Origin of the sequence: Sphingomonas molluscorum, from assembly GCF_039522995.1 — a bacterium.
Classification (GTDB): domain Bacteria; phylum Pseudomonadota; class Alphaproteobacteria; order Sphingomonadales; family Sphingomonadaceae; genus Sphingomonas; species Sphingomonas molluscorum.
Genome location: NZ_BAAAEL010000013.1, coordinates 39,771 through 57,238, shown reverse-complemented (window position 1 = coordinate 57,238; position 17,468 = coordinate 39,771). Strand labels below are relative to the sequence as shown.

The following is a 17,468-nucleotide window of genomic DNA, read 5'->3' as shown; positions in this document are numbered from 1 at the left end:
CTTTTCTCCAGCGGGAATTCCGATGAAGACCTCTGCCGCGCTCGACCGTATTAGCCCCTCGCCCACGCTCGCCATCACCTCCAAGGTGCTCGAGCTCAAGCGCCGGGGCGTCGATGTGATCGGCCTGGGCGCAGGCGAGCCCGACTTCGACACGCCCGACTTCGTCAAGGAAGCGGCGATCGAGGCGATCCGCGCGGGCAAGACGAAATACACCAACGTCGACGGCACGGCCGAGCTGAAGGAGGCGATCGCCGCCAAGTTCAAGCGCGACAACGGCCTCGACTACGCCGTCAACCAGATCAGCGTGAACGTCGGCGGCAAGCACACGCTGTTCAACGCGATGGTGGCGACGGTGAACCCGGGCGACGAGGTGATCGTGCCGGCCCCCTATTGGGTGAGCTATCCCGACGTGGTGCAGTTCGCCGGCGGCACGCCGGTGGTGGTGCAGGCGGGTGCCGACCAGGGCTACAAGCTGCGTCCCGAGCAGCTGGAGGCCGCGATCACCGAGCGCACCAAGTGGGTGATCCTGAACTCGCCGTCCAACCCGACGGGCGCGGCCTATACGGTCGAGGAACTGCGCGCGCTCGGCCAGGTGCTCGAGCGCCATCCGCATGTCTGGGTGTTCGCCGACGACATGTACGAGCACATCCTCTACGACGATTTCCAGTTCGCCACGATCGCGCAGGTGTGCCCGTCGCTCTACGAGCGCGTGCTGACCGTGAACGGCTGTTCCAAGGCCTATGCGATGACCGGCTGGCGGATCGGCTTCGCCGCCGGCGCACCCTGGCTCATCAAGGCAATGTCGAAGCTGCAGTCGCAATCGACCTCGAACCCCTGCTCGATCGCACAGGCGGCGGCCGTGGCCGCGCTCAACGGCGACCAGAGCTTCTTGAAGGATCGCGCCGCGGCGTTCCAGAAGCGTCGCGATCTGGTTGTCGGCATGCTGAACGCGATCGACGGCGTGACCTGCCCGACGCCCGAAGGCGCCTTCTACGTCTATCCCGAAGTGTCAGGGCTGATCGGCAAGACCGCACCCAATGGCCAGGTAATCGCCACCGACGAGGATTTCGCCGGCTATCTGCTGTCGGACGCCAAAGTCGCGGTGGTGCACGGCGCGGCCTTCGGCCTCTCGCCTGCGATGCGGATCAGCTACGCGACCTCCGAAGACGTGCTGCGCGAGGCGTGCTCGCGCATCCAGGCGGCCTGCGCGGCGCTGCGCTAGCCGCCGTTCCAGCTTTTTTTTCCGCCGCGTCCCGACGCGGCGGAACTTCTTTGCACCGCAGCGTTTCGCGCGCGTGGCTTGCGAAGCCGCGTCGCCGATGCCAACTGGCGATGAACGGCACGGCCAGCCCCGGTTCAGCCCCGGCGGCCTATCCCCGAACAGCGAACGACACGGAGTCGCAAGCAACTGCAGTCCGCAGCTGCTCGCGACACTGCAATGGAACGACTCTGATGACGCAGAACAAGCCCCGCCCCGGTTTCTTCCGGCTTTTCCTCAGCGGCTTCGCGCTCGGCGCCGTAGCGCTGGTGAGCGTGCAGGTCGCGCAGCCGGCGCAGGCATCCTCCTGGGACGCGCCGGTCGAAGCCACGAACTGATCTCCAGGTGGCGCCCTTGCCCCTGTTGATCGGCAAGGACGCCCCCATATTCGCGCCATGCGCTGCATCTCTGCCCTGATCCTCCCTGCAGCCCTCGGGCTCGGTGGTCCCGCCCAGGCCGAACGCGCAGTCCCGATACCGCCCGTCGAACATGAGAGCCCCTCCAGCGGCAGCCGTGCGGTCGCCGTGTTCGCAGGCGGCTGCTTCTGGGGACTGGAGGCGGTGTTCGAGCAGGTGAAGGGCGTTTCTTCCGTAATCAACGGCTATGCCGGCGGCACGCAGGCGACCGCCACCTACGCGCAGGTCTCGACCGAGCGCACCGGCCATGCCGAGGCGGTCCGCATCACCTATGATCCGCGCATCGTCAGCTATGGGACGTTGTTGCGCGTCTTCTTCTCGGTTGCGCACGATCCCACGCAGCGCGATCGCCAGGGCCCCGACCGCGGCCCCAGCTATCGTTCCGCAATCTTTCCTCAGGATGCCGGGCAGCGTGCGACGGCCATCCGCTATATCCGGCAGCTGGACGCCGCGAAGCGCTTTCCCGGGCTGATCGCCACCCGCATCGAGACGGGTAGGTTCTTCCCCGCGGAGGGCTATCACCAGGATTTCGCCCGCCGCAATCCGCGCTATCCGTACATCGTGCGCTGGGATGCACCCAAGGTAGCGGCCTTTCGCGCCGCCTTTCCGACACTCGCGCGCTGAGGCTCAGATCAGCGCGAGCGCCGAAAGCTCGCCGATGAGCCGCGGCGGCAGCTCGGCGATGCCTGCGCTGCCCTGGCCGAGATCGGGCGGCGCATCGGCTGCCTCCAGATAGCGCCAGCCCTGGTGCGCGCGCTTGGGACGCGCCTGAACCAGCACGAGGTCGGCCGCGAGGTGAATCGCCACCCGGCCTCCCTCCGCCTCGCCAAAGCCCAGGATCGGCGACCGCGCGACCAGCTGGTGCTTGAGGATCCAGAACAGCGATCCGCCTTCGATCTCGGCGGCGCGCTTGGGCAGGTAGCGCGTCGTCAGCGCCCCACCCTCGGCCGCGCGCAGGCGCAGCCGTTCGGCGAGGTGATCGACGCTTTCGATCGCGAACGCGACCTTGGTGAGATGAAGTGGCACGCCGTGGATCTGGGGATTGAAGCGATGGCGCTCAAGTCAGCCGGTGAGCCCGGCCACCGTCGCCAGGCCCAGGAAGGCGAGGAAGCCCATCGAGTCGGTTACCATTGTGACGAAGATCGACGAAGCCAAGGCAGGATCGGCGTTCAGCCGGTCCAGCGTGACCGGGACCAAGACCCCGGCCATCCCCGCGATGAAGATGTTGGCAAGCATCGCCGTCGCGATCACGAGACCCAACGTCACATCGAAGAACGCCGCCCCGACACCCGATCCGATGATGATTGCGACGGTCAACCCGTTCAGCAGCGCGATCGAAATCTCGCGGCGAATCGCGCGCAACGTGTTGGATTGGGTGAGCTGATTGGTGGCGAGTGCGCGCACTGTCACCGCCAGAGTCTGCGTACCGGCATTGCCACCTACGCCGGCGACAATCGGCATCAACGCGGCGAGCATCGCCTTTTGCGCAATCGTCGCGTCGAAGAGAAACACGATTGTCGCCGGGACGAGGGCCGTCATCAGATTGGTGATCAGCCAACGGACACGGCTCTTGTAGCTGTCGAACACCGGCTCGTTGATGTCGCCCTCGCCCGCGCCCGACAGCAGCAGCGCGTCCTCGCCCGCCTCTTCCTGGATGATGTGGACGATGTCGTCGACGGTGATGACGCCGACCAGGCGGCCGCTGCCGTCAACGACCGCGGCCGAAATCAGCGCGTACTTCTGGAAGCGTAGCGCCACCTCCTCCTGGTCCATGTCGACCGGGATCAGCGTCTGCTCGCGCTTCATCACGTCGCTGACCGAGACCGAACGCGGCGAGCGCAGGATCCAGGACAGCTGGCAGGTACCGACCGGGCGATGCGCCGGATCGACGACGAAGATCTCCCAGAAATCGGTGGCCAGCGACTCGCTGCCGCGCAGGAAGTCGAGCACGTCGCCGACGCTCCAATGCTCGGGCACCGCGATCAGCTCGCGCTGCATCAGGCGGCCGGCCGATTCCTCGGGGTAGCTCAGCGCCTCCTCGATGGCCGCGCGATCGTCCGGGTCGAGCGCGCGCAGCACCGCGCGCTGATCCGTCTCGTCCAGATCCTCGATGATCGCGACCGCGTCGTCGGTATCGAGCTCGGCGGCGAGGTCCGCGACCTGGTGCGGTTCGAGCGACTCGATCAGCGCATCGCGGACCCAGTCGTTCATCTCGGCCAGCACGTCGCCGTCCAGGCGATCGGCCACGGCGGAGGCGAGCGCCGGGCGCTGTTCGCCCGGTACCAGCTCGAACAGGTCGGCCAGGTCGGCCGGGTGCAGCGGCTCGACCAGCGCGCGCACCGTTTCGACATCGTCCGCTTCGACCGCATCGAGCACCGCGGAGACGAACTCGGGCTTCAGCCGGTCGTCGGCGTCGAGTTCACTTTCGGCGATGTCGTGGGCGGGAAGCTCGGTCTCGCTCATGGCTCGGCTCCCTCGCTGGCGTTGCGCGCCCGCTCTAGCGGCGGCGGCCGCGGTTGCAACCTCCAGGCCGCGGCTCTACGGACGGCATTCCCTAATTTTCCTGATTTCCGGAGCGTTTATGTCCGATCTTCCCAGCACGCTCGTGATGACGCTCGACACGGGCGAAGTGCGTATCCGGCTGCGCCCGGACCTGGCCCCCAAGCACGTCGAGCGCATCACCAAGCTCGCCGACAGCGGCTTCTACGACAACGTCGTGTTCCACCGCGTGATCGCGGGCTTCATGGCGCAGGGCGGCGATCCGACCGGCACCGGCACCAGCGGCTCCAAGGAGCCGAACCTGCCGGCCGAGTTCAGCCGCGAGCCGCACGTCCGCGGCACCTGCTCGATGGCGCGCACGATGGATCCGAACTCGGCCAACAGCCAGTTCTTCATCTGCTTCGACGACGCCCGCTTCCTGGACGGCCAGTACACCGTCTGGGGTGAAGTGATCGAAGGCATGGAAGCCGTCGACGCGCTGCCCAAGGGCGAGCCGCCGCGCCAGCCCGGCAAGATCCTCAAGGCCCGCAGCGAGGCCTGATCCCAAATGGCCGGTCGCCCGAGGGCGGCCGGCTTTTTCTTCGCCTCCGGGTCGCGGGTATTATTCCCGCGAGGACGCGGGCTTTGGCTAGATATTCTGCGCGCCCAGCGCTTCGATCAGCCAGTCGTGGAACAGTCGCGCCGGCTCCTGCTGCATCATGCGGGGGCGGCACACGAACCAGTGGCTGTAGGTGCTCTCCACCGACATATCGAACAGCCGGACGAGCCGGGCATCGCGTGCCTCCTCGAAATGTGATTCGAGCATGAAGGCGACGCCCAGCCCCTGCGCCGCCGCCTCAAGCATCAACGCACCGGAATCGAAGAAGTCCGTCGCCGCCGGCTCCAGATAGGGAAGTCCGGCCGCTTGCCGCCAGTCGGTGAAGGTGTCCGGCATGTCGCGATGGATCAGCGCGGTGAGCTTGGACAGCTGCTTGGGGTCGGTAAGCGGCATCTCCTCCACCAATGCGCGCGACGCGATCGCATAGACGCGGTTCCGGTCCAGGCGCCGCGAGTAGAGCGCCGGGTCGATGGTGTGGCCAAGCACGATGCCGACGTCGATGCCGTCACCGAGCCGAGCAAGGCTGTGCCCCGCCGTATCCACGTCGAGATGGAGCTCCGGATGGCGCCGCTTGAGATCACCAAGCCGCGGCATCAGCTTCTGGGTGGCGAACAGCGGCAGCACGCCCAATCGAAGGCGCAGCAGGTCCGACCCCGCCGACATCCGCTCCACTGCGTCCGAGAGCGTATCGAGCGCATGCGAGATCATTCCCAGCAACCGCTCGCCGTCGTGGTTGAGGCGGAGTGCCTGGTGCCGCCGCTCGAACAGCGGCTTGCCAATGAAACGCTCGAGCGCCTGAACCCGCCGGCTGAGCGCGGGACTCGACAACGCAAGCTCCTCGGCCGCCGCCTTGATCGATCCAAGTCGGGCGACGTGCACGAATGCTTCGATCGCCGTGAGAGGAGGAAGCCGCCGCATCTGCTCCTGCCTTGTTGTTGCACCGCATCATAACCGTACCGCGCGATGGCGCTAGCACCGCCGCGCACGAAGGAAATTAGCTCTTCGATTGCAGTTTCTGCAACCGCGATATTTTCTTTCGCATTTGCACAAAAAAGCTCTGCACCGCATACGGAACAGGCCTTTCAGGCATCCTCTCCTAAACCTTTCACGGCCGGTCCTCGCGATCGGCCTTTTTTTTGCGCCTTGCCCGGCGACCCCTCGATCCTATCTCCCGCACTCGTTTCGAGAAGGTGAAAGGATGCCGATGGCCGACGACGACTCGCAAGCGCGCCGGATACAGGTTGCGAATTCGCGGCCTGAGGACAGCGGTCGCGGCATCGCGCACCTTCCCCGTGCCCTGATGACCTCGCTCGGCCTTGCCGAGGGAGACGTGGTCGAGATCGTCGGCAAGCGGACGACACCCGCCCGCGCGGTCGGCCCCTATGGCGAGGACGAGGGTCTCGATCTGGTCCGGCTCGACGGCCTGCAGCGGGCGAACGCCGGCGTGGGCGCGGGCGACTTCGTCGAGGTACGGCGTGTCGAGTCGAAGCCGGCGACGCGAGTGGTGTTCGCGCCTGCCCAGCAGAACCTGCGCCTTCAGGGGTCCAGCAACGCGCTGAAGCGCACCTTCTTCGGAAGGCCGATCTGCCAGGGCGACGTGGTGGCGACCGCCGGACATCAGCGCGTGACGGACCCTGCCATCCAGCGCTTTGTGAATGCCCCCGCCTATGCGCTGCAGGAAATCCGCCTCGCCGTCGTGTCCTCGACTCCCAAGGGCGTCGTGCACATCGACGAGAACACCGAAATCGAGCTGCGGCCCGAATATGAGGAGCCGCGCGAGGTGCGCCGCGCCGACGTCACCTATGACGATATCGGCGGCATGGCCGGCACGATCGACCAGCTGCGCGAAATGGTCGAACTGCCGCTGCGCTATCCGGAGCTGTTCCAGCGCCTGGGCGTCGATCCGCCCAAGGGCGTGTTGCTCCATGGGCCGCCCGGCACCGGCAAGACGCGCCTGGCGCGCGCGGTCGCGAACGAGAGCGATGCCGATTTCTTCCTGATCAACGGGCCCGAGATCATGGGCTCGGCCTATGGCGAGTCGGAAAAGCGGCTGCGCGAGGTGTTCGAGGAAGCGAGCCAGAACGCCCCCTCGATCGTGTTCATCGACGAGATCGACTCGATCGCGCCCAAGCGCGGGCAGGTGTCGGGCGAGGCCGAGAAGCGGCTCGTGGCGCAGCTGCTGACGCTGATGGACGGGCTGGAGGCGCGCGCCAATGTGGTGGTGATCGCCGCGACCAACCGGCCGGAGGCGATCGACGAGGCGCTGCGGCGTCCGGGCCGGTTTGACCGCGAGATCGTGGTCGGCGTGCCCGACGAGCGCGGCCGTCGCGAGATCCTGGGCATCCACACCCGCGGCATGCCGCTAGGGGACGGCGTCGATTTGGGCGAACTGGCGCGGACCACCTATGGCTTCGTCGGCGCGGACCTGGCGGCGCTCACCCGCGAGGCGGCGATCGAGGCGGTGCGGCGGATCATGCCGAAGCTCAACCTGTCGGAGCAGACGATCCCGGCAGAGGTACTCGATACGCTGTCGGTCGGCCGCGACGACTTTCTGGAGGCGCTGAAGCGCGTCCAGCCTTCGGCGATGCGCGAGGTGATGGTGCAGGCACCGCAGGTCCGCTGGGAGGACGTCGGTGGGCTGGACGAGGCGCAGATGCGGCTCAAGGAAGGCGTCGAGCTGCCGCTCAAGTCTCCTGACGCGTTTCGCCGGCTCGGCATCCGTCCGGCCAAGGGCTTCCTGCTGTACGGCCCGCCAGGCACCGGAAAGACGCTGCTCGCCAAGGCGGTCGCACGCGAGGCGGAGGCGAACTTCATCGCCACCAAGTCGAGCGACCTGCTGTCGAAATGGTATGGCGAAAGCGAGCAGCAGATCGCGCGACTGTTCGCCCGTGCGCGCCAGGTCGCGCCGTGCGTGATCTTCATCGACGAACTCGACAGCCTGGTGCCTGCACGGGGCGGCGGCATGGGCGAGCCGCAGGTCACCGAGCGGGTGGTGAACACCATCCTGGCCGAGATGGACGGACTGGAAGAGCTCCAGTCGGTGGTGGTGATCGGGGCGACCAACCGGCCGAATCTGGTCGACCCGGCGCTGCTGCGCCCGGGCCGCTTCGACGAACTGGTCTATGTCGGGGTGCCGGATCAGGCCGGCCGGCGGCGGATCCTGTCGATCCAGACCGAGAAGATGCCGATCGGCGAGGATGTCGACCTGGATGCGATCGCGGCCGAGACCGAGCGCTTCACCGGTGCGGACCTGGAGGATGTGGTGCGGCGCGCGGGTCTGATGGCGCTGCGTGAGTCACTCTCCAACACCTCCGTGCGGATGTCTCATTTCCGCCAGGCGCTCGGCGAGTCGCGCGCCTCGGTCACCGCGGAAATGGAGCAGGAGTATCGGCGGATGTCCGCCAAGCTGAAGCAGGACGCGGTTGCGATTCAGCCGATCGGCTTCATCGCTCCCGGAATGGTACAGCCGCGCGGCGAAAAGCAATAACGGGACCGCGCGCCGCTTCCTGCACGGAAGCGGCGCGCGCCTTCCTTGGAAGGGCGTCGTTCGCCGCGCTGTGATACCGCATCGCGTCACGACGAAACCGTTCGGCTTGCATCTTCGTTTCGGTTTTGCGACGACAACTTCGACGCGGCTGCGGCCGCCCCGCCCAAGGATTTCCATGAACACCAGTTCCACCACCGCCAGCCGACGGAGCCCCAAGCGCGTTCCATCCCCGGCGGGCATGTTCCTGCGCGGATTCGTCAAGCATCCGGTGATGGTGGGATCGGTGATCCCCTCTTCGGGCAAGCTGATCCGCAAGATGCTGGCACCGGTCGACTGGGCCAACACCAAGGTGTTCGTCGAATATGGTCCGGGCGTGGGCACCTTCTGCCGCCCGATCCTGGAACGGATGGCACCGGACGCGCAGCTGATCGCGATCGATACCAACCCCGAGTTCATCGACTACCTGAACGGTACGATCCTCGACTCGCGCTTCTCGGCGGTACACGCCTCTGCGGCCGACGTGGTCCAGATCGTCGCCGACCACGGGCATGCCCATGCCGACTATGTGCTGTCCGGCCTGCCGTTTTCGACCCTGCCCCCCGGCATCGGCGACAAGATTGCCACTGCCACCGCAGAGGTGTTGCGGCCGGGTGGTGCGTTCTTGGTCTATCAGTTCAGCCCCAAGGTCCGCGACTTCCTCTCGCCCAATTTCGAGCGGATCGACCATGACATGGAGTGGTGGAACGTCCCGCCGGCGCAGCTGTATTGGGCCTGGAAAGACTGAGCCTTCCGGGCGCTGCCCTTCCCGTACTGAGGTTCCCGAGGGGCCGCGTGCACAGCCACGCGGCCCCTCGTTAATTCCACTGGTTGACGCGGGGCCAGGGGCACAACACATCTAGGTTCATGGACTATCTGAACCTGTCGGAATCCGAGTGGCGCAAGCGACTGTCGCCCCAGGCCTATCATGTGCTGCGGGAGGCGGGGACCGAGCGCGCCTTTGCGGGCCATTACAACGACAACAAGGCCGACGGCATCTATCGCTGCGCCGGATGCAGCAACGAGCTGTTCGACAGCCTCGACAAATATGATTCCGGGTCCGGTTGGCCGAGCTTCACGCAGCCGATCGCCGAGGATCGGGTGACCAACCACAGCGACACCAGCCACGGTATGCGTCGCGTGGAAACGCGCTGCGCGCGCTGCGACGGCCATCTGGGCCATGTCTTTCCGGACGGCCCGCCGCCCACGGGTCTGCGCTATTGCATGAACTCGGTCGCGCTCGACTTCCGCCCACGCGCGCAAAGCGGCGGCTGATCGCAAGAACGGCGTTGCGCGCTTGTGGGCGGCGCCCGCAGCGCGTAATCCGGCACGGCTTCCATGGCCACCCGCACCCGTAAACGCCCGCCCGCGCCCCGGTGGCGCCGCATCCTGCTCTGGACCCTGGGTTCGGGGCTTGCCCTGCTATTGCTAGCCGCCCTCGGCCTCACCGTCGCGGTGATGAACGCGCGGGCCAATCTGCCGAGCTTCGGGGAACTGAAATCTTCCCCGAACGGGCAGATGATCCGGGTACGCGCCGCCGACGGCACGATCCTCGTTTCTCTGGGGCCGAGCTATGGCGAGTGGATCCCGTATGACGAGATCCCCCCGGTGATGCGTGACGCGATGGTCGCCGTGGAGGACCGACGCTTCCGCTCGCATTGGGGAGTGGACCCGGTCGCCATCGCGCGCATCATCAAGTTCGCGATCGACAACCACGGCAACGGCCGGCGCCTGCAGGGTGCGTCGACCATCACCCAGCAGGTGGCGCGCACCATCTTCCTGTCGAACAGCTATACGGTGAGCCGGAAGCTGCGCGAGGTCGTGCTGGCGCTCGCGCTGGAACGCAAGTTCACCAAGGACCAGATCCTCGAGCTGTACCTCAACAAGGTCTATTTCGGCGGCGGTGCCTATGGGATCGACGCGGCCTCGCGGCGCTTCTTCGGCCATCCCGGCACCTCGCTGGATCTGTCGGAAGCGGCAGTCGTCGCCGGGCTGGTGAAGGCACCCTCGCGCTATTCGCCGACCGCCGATGCCGAGGCAGCCGTGGGCCGCGCCGGCGTCGTCCTGGAGCTGATGCAGGAGACGGGGGCGATCAGCGCAAGCGAGGCCGCATCGGCCGATCCGCATGCGGTAAAGCTCGCCCCAGAGCCCAAGCAGAACAGCGTTCGCTATTTCACCGACTGGGCATTGCCGCAGCTCGAGACGCTGATCGACGAAACCGACGCGCCGCTGGACGTCTGGACCACGCTGGACCTGTCGATGCAGCGGGCGGCGGACCAGGCGATCCGCGCCAACGCGCCGGCCGGCGTGCAAGGCGCGTTGCTGTCGCTCGATCGCGACGGCGCCGTGCGGGCGATGGTCGGCGGCAAGGACTATGTGTCGTCGATCTACAATCGCGCGACCCAGGCGACCCGCCAGCCCGGTTCGGCGTTCAAGCTGTTCGTCTACCTGGCTGCGCTGGAAGCGGGCTACAAGCCCGAGGACCAGGTGGTCGACGAGCCGGTGACGATCAACGGTTGGAGCCCCCGCAACAGCTCCGGCCGCTTCAACGGCTCGATGAGCCTGCGGTCGGCGTTCGCCTATTCGATCAACACCGTGGCCGCGAAGCTGGGCCGCGACGTCGGCTACACCACCGTCGCCGACATGGCCCGCCGCTTCGGCATCACCACGCCCATCGACACGCGTCCGGCAATGGTGCTGGGCACCTCCGACGTGCGGCTGATCGACATGACCCGCGCCTTCGCCTCCGTGTCGCAGAAGGGCGTTGCGGTGACCCCATATGGCATCACCCGCGTGACCGCCGGTGGATCGGTGATCTACCAGCACCAGGTCGACACCTCACGCGTGCTGGTCGCGCCCTATGTCGCAGCGCAGATGACGGACCTGCTCCAGACTGCCGTCGCGACCGGCACCGGCCGGGCGGCGCAGATCGGCCGGCCGGTAGCGGGGAAGACCGGCACGACCTCGTCCAACAAGGATGGCTGGTTCCTGGGCTTCTCGAGCGGGCTGACGACGGGAGTCTGGATGGGCCGCGACGATGCCCGTGCGGTCGGCGGCCTGCAGGGCGGCACCGCACCCGCGCGTGCCTTTGCGAGCTTCATGCGGAAAGCGGTCGCCAGTCGCCCGGTTGAGAATTTCGAGACTCAGGTGACTCTGCCCGAGTGGCAGGAAGAACCGGACGCCGAGTCCTACTATGGCGAGCCCGACAACGGCGTGTTCGTCGACGAGGACGGCTATCCGATCGAAGGGCCGTCCGAGCCGGAGGCGTTGCCGCCGGCACAAGTCCCGCAGCAGCCCACACGCACGCCCTACGAAGAGCCGGCGCCGCGCGAGACGTTGGACCAGGATTGGCTGGATCGGGCGATCGGCCGGACCGGGCCGCCGCGGGAGTCCGCACCGCCACCGCGCCGGCCCGCACCGGGCGATCCCAGACGATCGGTCGAACGCCCGGGCTATGACCCGGACGCGCGCCCGTACCAGTGAAGCGACGCACCGTGCGCGCGGAGCCATGCGCGCGCCGGTGCCGGATCGGCTTCCAGCAACCGCGCCACGGCGGCGTGAAAGGCCGGGCTATGATCCATGTGCAGCCTATGCGCGACCTCATGCGCCACGGTCGCCCGCAGCACGAACGCAGGCGCCAGGATCAGCCGCCAACTGTAGCGGATCGCCCCGGATCCGGTGCAGCTCCCCCACCGACCCCGCGGGTCGCCGATCGCCACCTGAGTGACGGTCACGCCCGCCCGCATGGCGTAGTGCTGCGTCTCCTTGGACAGCAACGCCAGCGCCTCGCTTCGTAGCCAGCGCTCCACGCGCGCCGGTACCCGCTCGATCGGCCCTCCGCATCGAAGCAGATCGCCTTCACGCACAAGGCTGCGGCCGGCCTTCTCCTCCCAGACGATTCGAAGCTCGGTATCGCCGAAGGGAATGGTCTCGCCCGGGATGAAGGGGCGCGCTTCCGGCAGGCGCGCCTGTTGCGCGTCGATCCAGGATCGCTTGCTCTCCGCCCAGGCAAGCGCGGGGCGGAGCGCGGCGCGGGCGGGCAGGGTGAGCCGCACGCGTCCCGTCGCCGGATCCACCGACAGGCGCGCGCGGCGCGCCCTCGGGTGCCGGACCACCTCGATCGGCGCACCCGGAGCTTCGTTCACAGCGGGCGATCGACCATGTGGTGCTCGAGGTCGCCGGCGTCGTCCTCGGAGATGGTCCACCCGCGGGTCGACTCCCCAGCGGCATGCACCGCCTCCCGGTCTCCACAGACGAGATAGTGCCACCCGGGCAGCGGCTCGTCGTTGGCGCGCAGCCGGTAGGCGCAGGTCGAGGGAAGCCATTCGATGTGCGGGACCGATCGCGCAGTGAGCCGCACGCACTCGGAGACATAAGCGTGGCGGTGGCGATAATCGCTGCACTGCCCCGACCGGCGATCGAGCAGGCGGCAGGCGACGTTGGTCGCCATCAGCTCACCCGTATCCTCGTCCTCCAGCTTGTGCACACAGCATTTGCCGCAGCCGTCGCACAGTGCCTCCCACTGCGCGCGGTCGAGCTTGGAGAGGGGGGTATCCTCCCAGAAACGGTCGCTCATCGTACCCACCGTTCAAGTTCGCGGGCGATCGCCTGCGGGCTCTGATCGGTGGGCAGCAGCGCGATCGGCTTGCCGTCCGGCCCCATCAGATACGCCTGCGTCCCATGATCCATCAGATACTCGGTCGAGCCCGCATCCTGTCGCTTGGCGAACGGGACCGCATAGGCACGCGCAACCTGCGCGATCGCTTCTGGCGTGCCCGTGAGGCCGACCATCCGCGGATGGAAGGCGGCGACATAGCGTCCCACGACCTCGGGCGTATCCCGCTCCGGATCGACGGTGACGAAGATCGGCACGACCTTGGCACCCAGCTCGGGATGCGCACCTTCGAACGCCTTGAGCCCGGCGGCGATCTTCTGGAGATCGACCGGGCACACGTCCGGACAGAAGGTGTAGCCGAAGTAGACGATGCGGTACTGGCCAGCGAAGTCGGTATCGCGAACCGTCTTGCCTGCCCCGTCGGTGAGCGCAAACGCGCCGCCGATGCGCGCGCCGGCAAGCGGCGGCTCCTGAGAGGGGCCGTTCGTCGCCCCCCCGCACCCGGCGAGAAGCAGCGCGAGCGACAGCATCGGGGCGGTGGCGAGGCGAGCGAAGCGATCCATGGTGCGATCAGCCATGATCTGATAGGCTCGCGCTTGCAAGCAGCCCCAGCGGATGAGTAAATTTCGCCCTATGTCCCGCGTCTTGAACCTGTGTCTCGCCGCCGCCCTCGTGGCGTCTCCCTCCATCGCCTCCGCCCAGCAGCGCTCGCAAAGCTACGAGTTCCTCGAAGCGGTGCGAAAGGGAGACGGGGACAAGGTCACCAACTTCCTGAACCAGCCTGGCCAGCTGCTGATCAACAGCAAGGACCGGACCACCGGCGACGCCGCGTTGCACATCGTGGCGAGCCGTAGCGACAGCGTGTATCTCCGCTTCCTGCTTTCAAAGGGTGCGGACCCGAACATCCAGGATGCCGACGGCAACACACCGGCGATGCTGGCGGTCGAGAAAGGCTTTACCGACGGACTGGATACGCTGATCCGCTACAAGGCCAATCTGAACCTTGCGAACTCGCGGGGCGAGACTCCGCTGATCCGCGCGGTGCAGCTGCGCCGCATCGATCTGGTGCGTACGCTGATCGAAGGCGGGGCCAACCCGGATCAGGCGGACGTCATGGCCGGCATGTCGGCGCGGGACTATGCCCGGCGCGACACCCGCACCCCTGCGCTGCTCAAGCTGATGGACGAAGCGCCCAAGGCCAAGAAGCCCGTCGTTGCCGGTCCGCGCCTCTAGGCGCGGGAAACGCGAGCGGCTGGCTACCAGCCCTGCACCGCATCAGGATCGGTGACGCCGATCAGCCGACGCGCAGCGCGGCGCGCGAAGGCGAGGGTGCAGCGCTTGCGGGTGGCCGCTGCCAGCGGCACCGTCGTCGCCTCCCGCAACACCGCGGCATCGTAGCGATCCGCGACCAAGATGCCGCAACGTTCGGGCAGGAACGCCTCGGTTTCGAGGATCGTGGTGTCGAATCCGGCCGGCACCGCCCAGAAATAGCGGTCGCAGTGGCTGAGGTAGTCGGTCCACTTGCCATCCCCGAGCAGATCGCTGCGCGACACCTTGATCTCGACGATGACGATGCGGCCGCGCGCATCGAGCGCCATCAGGTCGGCGCGGCGTCCACCGTCCAGCGGCACTTCCGCCATGGCGGTGCAGTCGTGCCGCAGCAGCAGGCGGGTCACCCCACGGGCGACATCCGCCGCCATCAGCGGACCGGCATCGACCGTGGGCAACGCAGACGCGGCGTTCGGAACAAGCACGGAACCCATGTCGCGCTTGTTAGAACAATTCACGAACGCGGGAAAGCCCCGCGCCGGGACGATCAGCGGTAGAAGACGTGATTGCCGACAGAGGCCACGCGGGCCTTGCCCCAGCGCGGCGCAAGGCGACGGGCGTGGAAGAACAGCGCGCCGTCAGCAGGGCTGTCCCAGAGCGCGCGCTTTGCGACATGCGCCACGGCAACCGCAGTGCGCCACGCGCTGCTGCCCGCGTTCGGCTCGGGCAGCTTGCCGCCGCGCACGAACGAGAACTGGCCCGGCTGCTTCAGCACGCCGCACGCAGTGTCCGGGAAGCGACCCGACTGGGTGCGGTTCAGGATGACTTCGGCAACGGCGAGCTGGCCGGAAAGCGGCTCACCCTTCGCCTCATAATAAATGCCGGTGGCGAGGCAGTTGATCTGCTCGTCTTCGCCTACATTCGACGGCTGCGCGGCAACCGCCGCAGCAAGCGAGCCAAAGGTGGCGGTGACGCTGGCCGTACCCACCGCCTGAACGATCGGGGTGGAGGCAGCGAAGGTAACGGTCTGCGGCTTCAGCGGGGAAGCGGCGGGGGCGACCGTCGTTGCGACGGTGGCCAGCTGGGTAACGGGGGCTGCGGGAACCTTTGCCGCGCTCTCCACGTTAACAGTCTCGACGGATGCACGTTCTGCTTCGAACGCGAAACCCGGAGTGGTGATCGCGCCCAGCAGCGCGACACAGAGATAGAGGGCCGCGGTGCACGCGGTCCGCTTCTTGGACGACATGGATCATCATTGCTATGCGGTTGGTGCGCGACCGATCGGCATGCCGATCGCCCGGGCTTTCCCCCCGACTGCGTCACCGACCGGTATCGCACCCCGGCGCGGCACAACGCCACGAAACAGTGGAACTCCCATCGCCGCGGCAGGAGATCGAGTCAATCAGCGAAGATCGTCTCAGCGGCGAGACGTTGTGCATCTGCGACATTCACCTCGACGACCCAGAGGTCAGGATCGCTGCGCCGACGCCGTTGCCAATAGTCGATCACCGCCCCTGGATCTCCGTCCTGGGGGCCCACCTGGACGATCGCACGACGGCCGCCGGGGCCGTAGCCGCGCTCGAACAGTCGCGAGGGGCTGCCGCGCTGCTCGACCAGAAGCAGCACGATTCCCGAGTCGCGGTCGCCGCGTGCCAGCACCATCGCGCTTCCCCCCGCCTGGTCGACCAGCCGCACCAGGGCGTTGACCGCAAGGGCGGTCGGAAGACGGTCGCTCACGCGGCCCGATAGCCCGGCAGGCCCGCGAGCGGGATCTGCGAGCGCATGAAGGTGCCCGTACCCCGCGCCGCCTCCTCGCCATCAGGGCCGATCAGCCGGGCATCGGCAACGAACACGCGACGCTGGCCGCTGATCCAGCGTCCCTCGGCCACTACCGGCCCCGCGCGCAGGGGACGGGTGAGCAGCAGGTTGAACGCGGTCGTGAGCAGGAAGCGATCGGTGACCAGGCTGTTCGCAGCATAGAAGGCCGCATCGTCGAGCATCTTGAAATAGCTCGTGCCGTGCGCGGCGCCGGCGGCGTGATAATGGGTTTCCTGAATCTCGAAATGGATGCGAGCCAGGCCGCTCTCCGGAATCTCTAGGCGGGATTCGAACAGCCGGTTGATCGGCGCGGCCGCGTAAAGCGACTCAAGCGCACGAAAATGGGCTTCCGCACCGGTCGGATCAGGCGGCGTCACGCGCCTCCACTCCCGTCAGCAGCGCGTACAGCGCGTCGGAGGAGCCGGCGCCGCGCAGCTTCGCGCGGAAGTCGGCGTCCCGCAGCGCCCGCGACACGCGCGCCAGCGCCTTCAGATGCTCGGCACCTTCGCTGGGCGAGAACAGCGCGAAGACGAGGTCGACAGGCAGGTCGTCGACGGCCGCGAAGTCGATCGGCCTGGCCGTCCGCACGAACACGCCCACTACCGAGCCAAGACCCTGGATGCGGGCATGGGGGGTCGCAGTACCGTTGCCGAACCCGGTCGATCCCAGTCGCTCGCGATGCGTCAGAAGATCACACGCCGCGCGCGGGTCCACGCCGGGCACGGTCGCTGCGACCGTGCCCAACTGCTGGAACAACGCCTTCCGGTTCGCGGCTAGCACGCCGGCCAGCACGCGATCGGGCGTCAAGAGATCACTGAAGTCGATCATCAGGCGACTGGAATCTCCGGCAGCCCTCAGGCCGCGCGGTTGGGCTCGACCCAGCCGATCGTGCCGTCATGGCGCCGATAGACCATGTTGAACGCGCCGGTGCCGCTGTTCTTGAACAGCAGCGCGTTGGTGTTGCGCAGGTCGAGCATCATCACCGCGTCCGAAACGCTGGCATCCGGCACGTCGACACGCGTCTCGGCGATGATCAGCGGTGCGTCGGCCTCTGCCTCTTCCTCGGCCTGGTTGCCGCCGAAGACAGTGTAGCCGGCGTTGTCGAAGTCGTCATAGGCACCCGCCTGGGCGAGGGCAGTGGCCTCCACCGCGTTGCGGTCCTTCAGACGGCGGCTGTAGCGGCGCAGCTGCTTTTCGATCTTGTCGGCGGCGCCGACGAAGGCACCCTGCGCATCCTGACCCGAGTTATGCCCCTTGAGCACCAGACCCTGGGTGACGTGCGCGACGATGTCGCAGGTGAAGCCGTTGTCGTGGGGCCCCTTGCCGAAGGTCGCCGTCGCGGAGATCGCGCGCGCGAAATATTTGTCGGCGATGCCCTGGAGGCGCTCCTGGACCAGCTGCTTCAGCGCGTCGCCCGTGTCGACCTGGTGCCCTGAAACCCGGATGTCCATACTTCTCTCCACTTATTGAAC

General features: G+C 67.3%; 21 protein-coding genes. 9 read left to right on the top strand and 12 right to left on the bottom strand.

Annotated elements, in window-relative coordinates:
• The first annotated feature begins 22 nt into the window (after positions 1-22).
• The 3 genes from ABDZ92_RS14190 (at position 23) to msrA (ending at position 2,298) form a co-directional block, all read left to right on the top strand.
• Entirely contained in the window at positions 23-1,222 is a 1,200-nt protein-coding gene (locus ABDZ92_RS14190) for a pyridoxal phosphate-dependent aminotransferase (RefSeq protein WP_125960172.1), read from the top strand.
• 230 nt (positions 1,223-1,452) lie between these two features.
• Complete coding sequence (locus ABDZ92_RS14185) at positions 1,453-1,596, top strand: hypothetical protein (RefSeq protein WP_164521222.1); 144 nt, start codon at positions 1,453-1,455, stop codon at positions 1,594-1,596.
• Positions 1,597-1,653: 57 nt separating this feature from the next.
• Complete coding sequence (gene msrA, locus ABDZ92_RS14180; RefSeq protein ID WP_125960173.1) at positions 1,654-2,298, top strand: peptide-methionine (S)-S-oxide reductase MsrA; 645 nt, start codon at positions 1,654-1,656, stop codon at positions 2,296-2,298.
• A gap of 3 nt (positions 2,299-2,301) precedes the next feature.
• On the opposite strand, the gene ABDZ92_RS14175 is transcribed toward msrA, so the two are convergent.
• Together ABDZ92_RS14175 and mgtE are read right to left on the bottom strand one after the other, a co-directional pair.
• On the bottom strand, positions 2,302-2,700 hold the full coding sequence (locus ABDZ92_RS14175) for a DUF1489 family protein (protein ID WP_125960174.1): 399 nt from the start codon (positions 2,698-2,700) through the stop codon (positions 2,302-2,304).
• Positions 2,701-2,736: 36 nt separating this feature from the next.
• Positions 2,737-4,137, bottom strand: coding sequence for a magnesium transporter (mgtE, locus tag ABDZ92_RS14170; RefSeq protein WP_125960175.1), 1,401 nt, complete (start codon positions 4,135-4,137; stop codon positions 2,737-2,739).
• Positions 4,138-4,255: 118 nt separating this feature from the next.
• Here mgtE and ABDZ92_RS14165 point away from each other — a divergent pair, with 118 nt between their 5' ends.
• Positions 4,256-4,714 (top strand): peptidylprolyl isomerase, encoded by a 459-nt coding sequence (locus ABDZ92_RS14165; protein ID WP_125960176.1) that lies wholly within the window; start codon positions 4,256-4,258, stop codon positions 4,712-4,714.
• Positions 4,715-4,801: 87 nt separating this feature from the next.
• Here ABDZ92_RS14165 and ABDZ92_RS14160 read toward each other — a convergent pair whose 3' ends face one another.
• A complete protein-coding gene (locus ABDZ92_RS14160; RefSeq protein WP_125960177.1) occupies positions 4,802-5,689 on the bottom strand; it encodes a LysR substrate-binding domain-containing protein in 888 nt (295 codons plus the stop codon).
• 286 nt (positions 5,690-5,975) lie between these two features.
• On the opposite strand from ABDZ92_RS14160, the gene ABDZ92_RS14155 reads away from it, so the two are divergent.
• From ABDZ92_RS14155 to ABDZ92_RS14140, 4 genes are all read left to right on the top strand, one after another.
• Positions 5,976-8,258, top strand: coding sequence for a CDC48 family AAA ATPase (locus ABDZ92_RS14155; protein ID WP_343763522.1), 2,283 nt, complete (start codon positions 5,976-5,978; stop codon positions 8,256-8,258).
• A gap of 175 nt (positions 8,259-8,433) precedes the next feature.
• On the top strand, positions 8,434-9,042 hold the full coding sequence (locus tag ABDZ92_RS14150; RefSeq protein ID WP_239555258.1) for a class I SAM-dependent methyltransferase: 609 nt from the start codon (positions 8,434-8,436) through the stop codon (positions 9,040-9,042).
• Positions 9,043-9,161: 119 nt separating this feature from the next.
• A complete protein-coding gene (gene msrB / locus ABDZ92_RS14145; RefSeq protein WP_125960179.1) occupies positions 9,162-9,569 on the top strand; it encodes a peptide-methionine (R)-S-oxide reductase MsrB in 408 nt (135 codons plus the stop codon).
• A gap of 63 nt (positions 9,570-9,632) precedes the next feature.
• Positions 9,633-11,777 carry a transglycosylase domain-containing protein gene (locus tag ABDZ92_RS14140; RefSeq protein ID WP_125960180.1) on the top strand — a complete coding sequence of 715 codons (2,145 nt, stop codon included), beginning with the start codon at positions 9,633-9,635 and terminating at the stop codon, positions 11,775-11,777.
• On the opposite strand, the gene ABDZ92_RS14135 is transcribed toward ABDZ92_RS14140, so the two are convergent.
• The 3 genes from ABDZ92_RS14135 to ABDZ92_RS14125 are packed head-to-tail and all read right to left on the bottom strand — an operon-like array spanning position 11,747 to position 13,487.
• A complete protein-coding gene (locus ABDZ92_RS14135) occupies positions 11,747-12,439 on the bottom strand; it encodes a M48 family metallopeptidase (RefSeq protein WP_125960181.1) in 693 nt (230 codons plus the stop codon). The genes ABDZ92_RS14140 and ABDZ92_RS14135 overlap by 31 nt on opposite strands.
• Complete coding sequence (locus ABDZ92_RS14130) at positions 12,436-12,870, bottom strand: YcgN family cysteine cluster protein (RefSeq protein WP_164521223.1); 435 nt, start codon at positions 12,868-12,870, stop codon at positions 12,436-12,438. Before ABDZ92_RS14130 ends, ABDZ92_RS14135 begins: the two co-directional genes overlap by 4 nt.
• Complete coding sequence (locus ABDZ92_RS14125) at positions 12,867-13,487, bottom strand: SCO family protein (RefSeq protein ID WP_125960183.1); 621 nt, start codon at positions 13,485-13,487, stop codon at positions 12,867-12,869. Before ABDZ92_RS14125 ends, ABDZ92_RS14130 begins: the two co-directional genes overlap by 4 nt.
• 55 nt (positions 13,488-13,542) lie before the next feature.
• On the opposite strand from ABDZ92_RS14125, the gene ABDZ92_RS14120 reads away from it, so the two are divergent.
• Entirely contained in the window at positions 13,543-14,142 is a 600-nt protein-coding gene (locus tag ABDZ92_RS14120; protein ID WP_125960184.1) for an ankyrin repeat domain-containing protein, read from the top strand.
• Between the two features lie 23 nt (positions 14,143-14,165).
• Here the strand turns inward: ABDZ92_RS14120 and ABDZ92_RS14115 are convergent, their stop codons facing one another.
• The 6 genes from ABDZ92_RS14115 to hpf form a co-directional block, all read right to left on the bottom strand.
• On the bottom strand, positions 14,166-14,672 hold the full coding sequence (locus ABDZ92_RS14115) for an MmcB family DNA repair protein (RefSeq protein ID WP_206432166.1): 507 nt from the start codon (positions 14,670-14,672) through the stop codon (positions 14,166-14,168).
• 53 nt (positions 14,673-14,725) lie between these two features.
• Positions 14,726-15,424 carry a cell wall hydrolase gene (locus ABDZ92_RS14110; RefSeq protein WP_125960185.1) on the bottom strand — a complete coding sequence of 233 codons (699 nt, stop codon included), beginning with the start codon at positions 15,422-15,424 and terminating at the stop codon, positions 14,726-14,728.
• Between the two features lie 152 nt (positions 15,425-15,576).
• Entirely contained in the window at positions 15,577-15,915 is a 339-nt protein-coding gene (locus tag ABDZ92_RS14105) for a DUF1491 family protein (protein WP_125960186.1), read from the bottom strand.
• The gene (locus ABDZ92_RS14100; protein WP_125960187.1) at positions 15,912-16,373 is read right to left on the bottom strand and encodes a PaaI family thioesterase; all 462 of its coding nucleotides are present in this window, start codon (positions 16,371-16,373) and stop codon (positions 15,912-15,914) included. The genes ABDZ92_RS14105 and ABDZ92_RS14100 overlap by 4 nt, the downstream gene beginning before the upstream one ends.
• Entirely contained in the window at positions 16,360-16,824 is a 465-nt protein-coding gene (locus ABDZ92_RS14095) for a PTS sugar transporter subunit IIA (protein ID WP_125960188.1), read from the bottom strand. The genes ABDZ92_RS14100 and ABDZ92_RS14095 overlap by 14 nt, the downstream gene beginning before the upstream one ends.
• A 26-nt stretch (positions 16,825-16,850) precedes the next feature.
• A complete protein-coding gene (gene hpf, locus ABDZ92_RS14090) occupies positions 16,851-17,447 on the bottom strand; it encodes a ribosome hibernation-promoting factor, HPF/YfiA family (protein ID WP_125960189.1) in 597 nt (198 codons plus the stop codon).
• Positions 17,448-17,468: the final 21 nt, after the last annotated feature.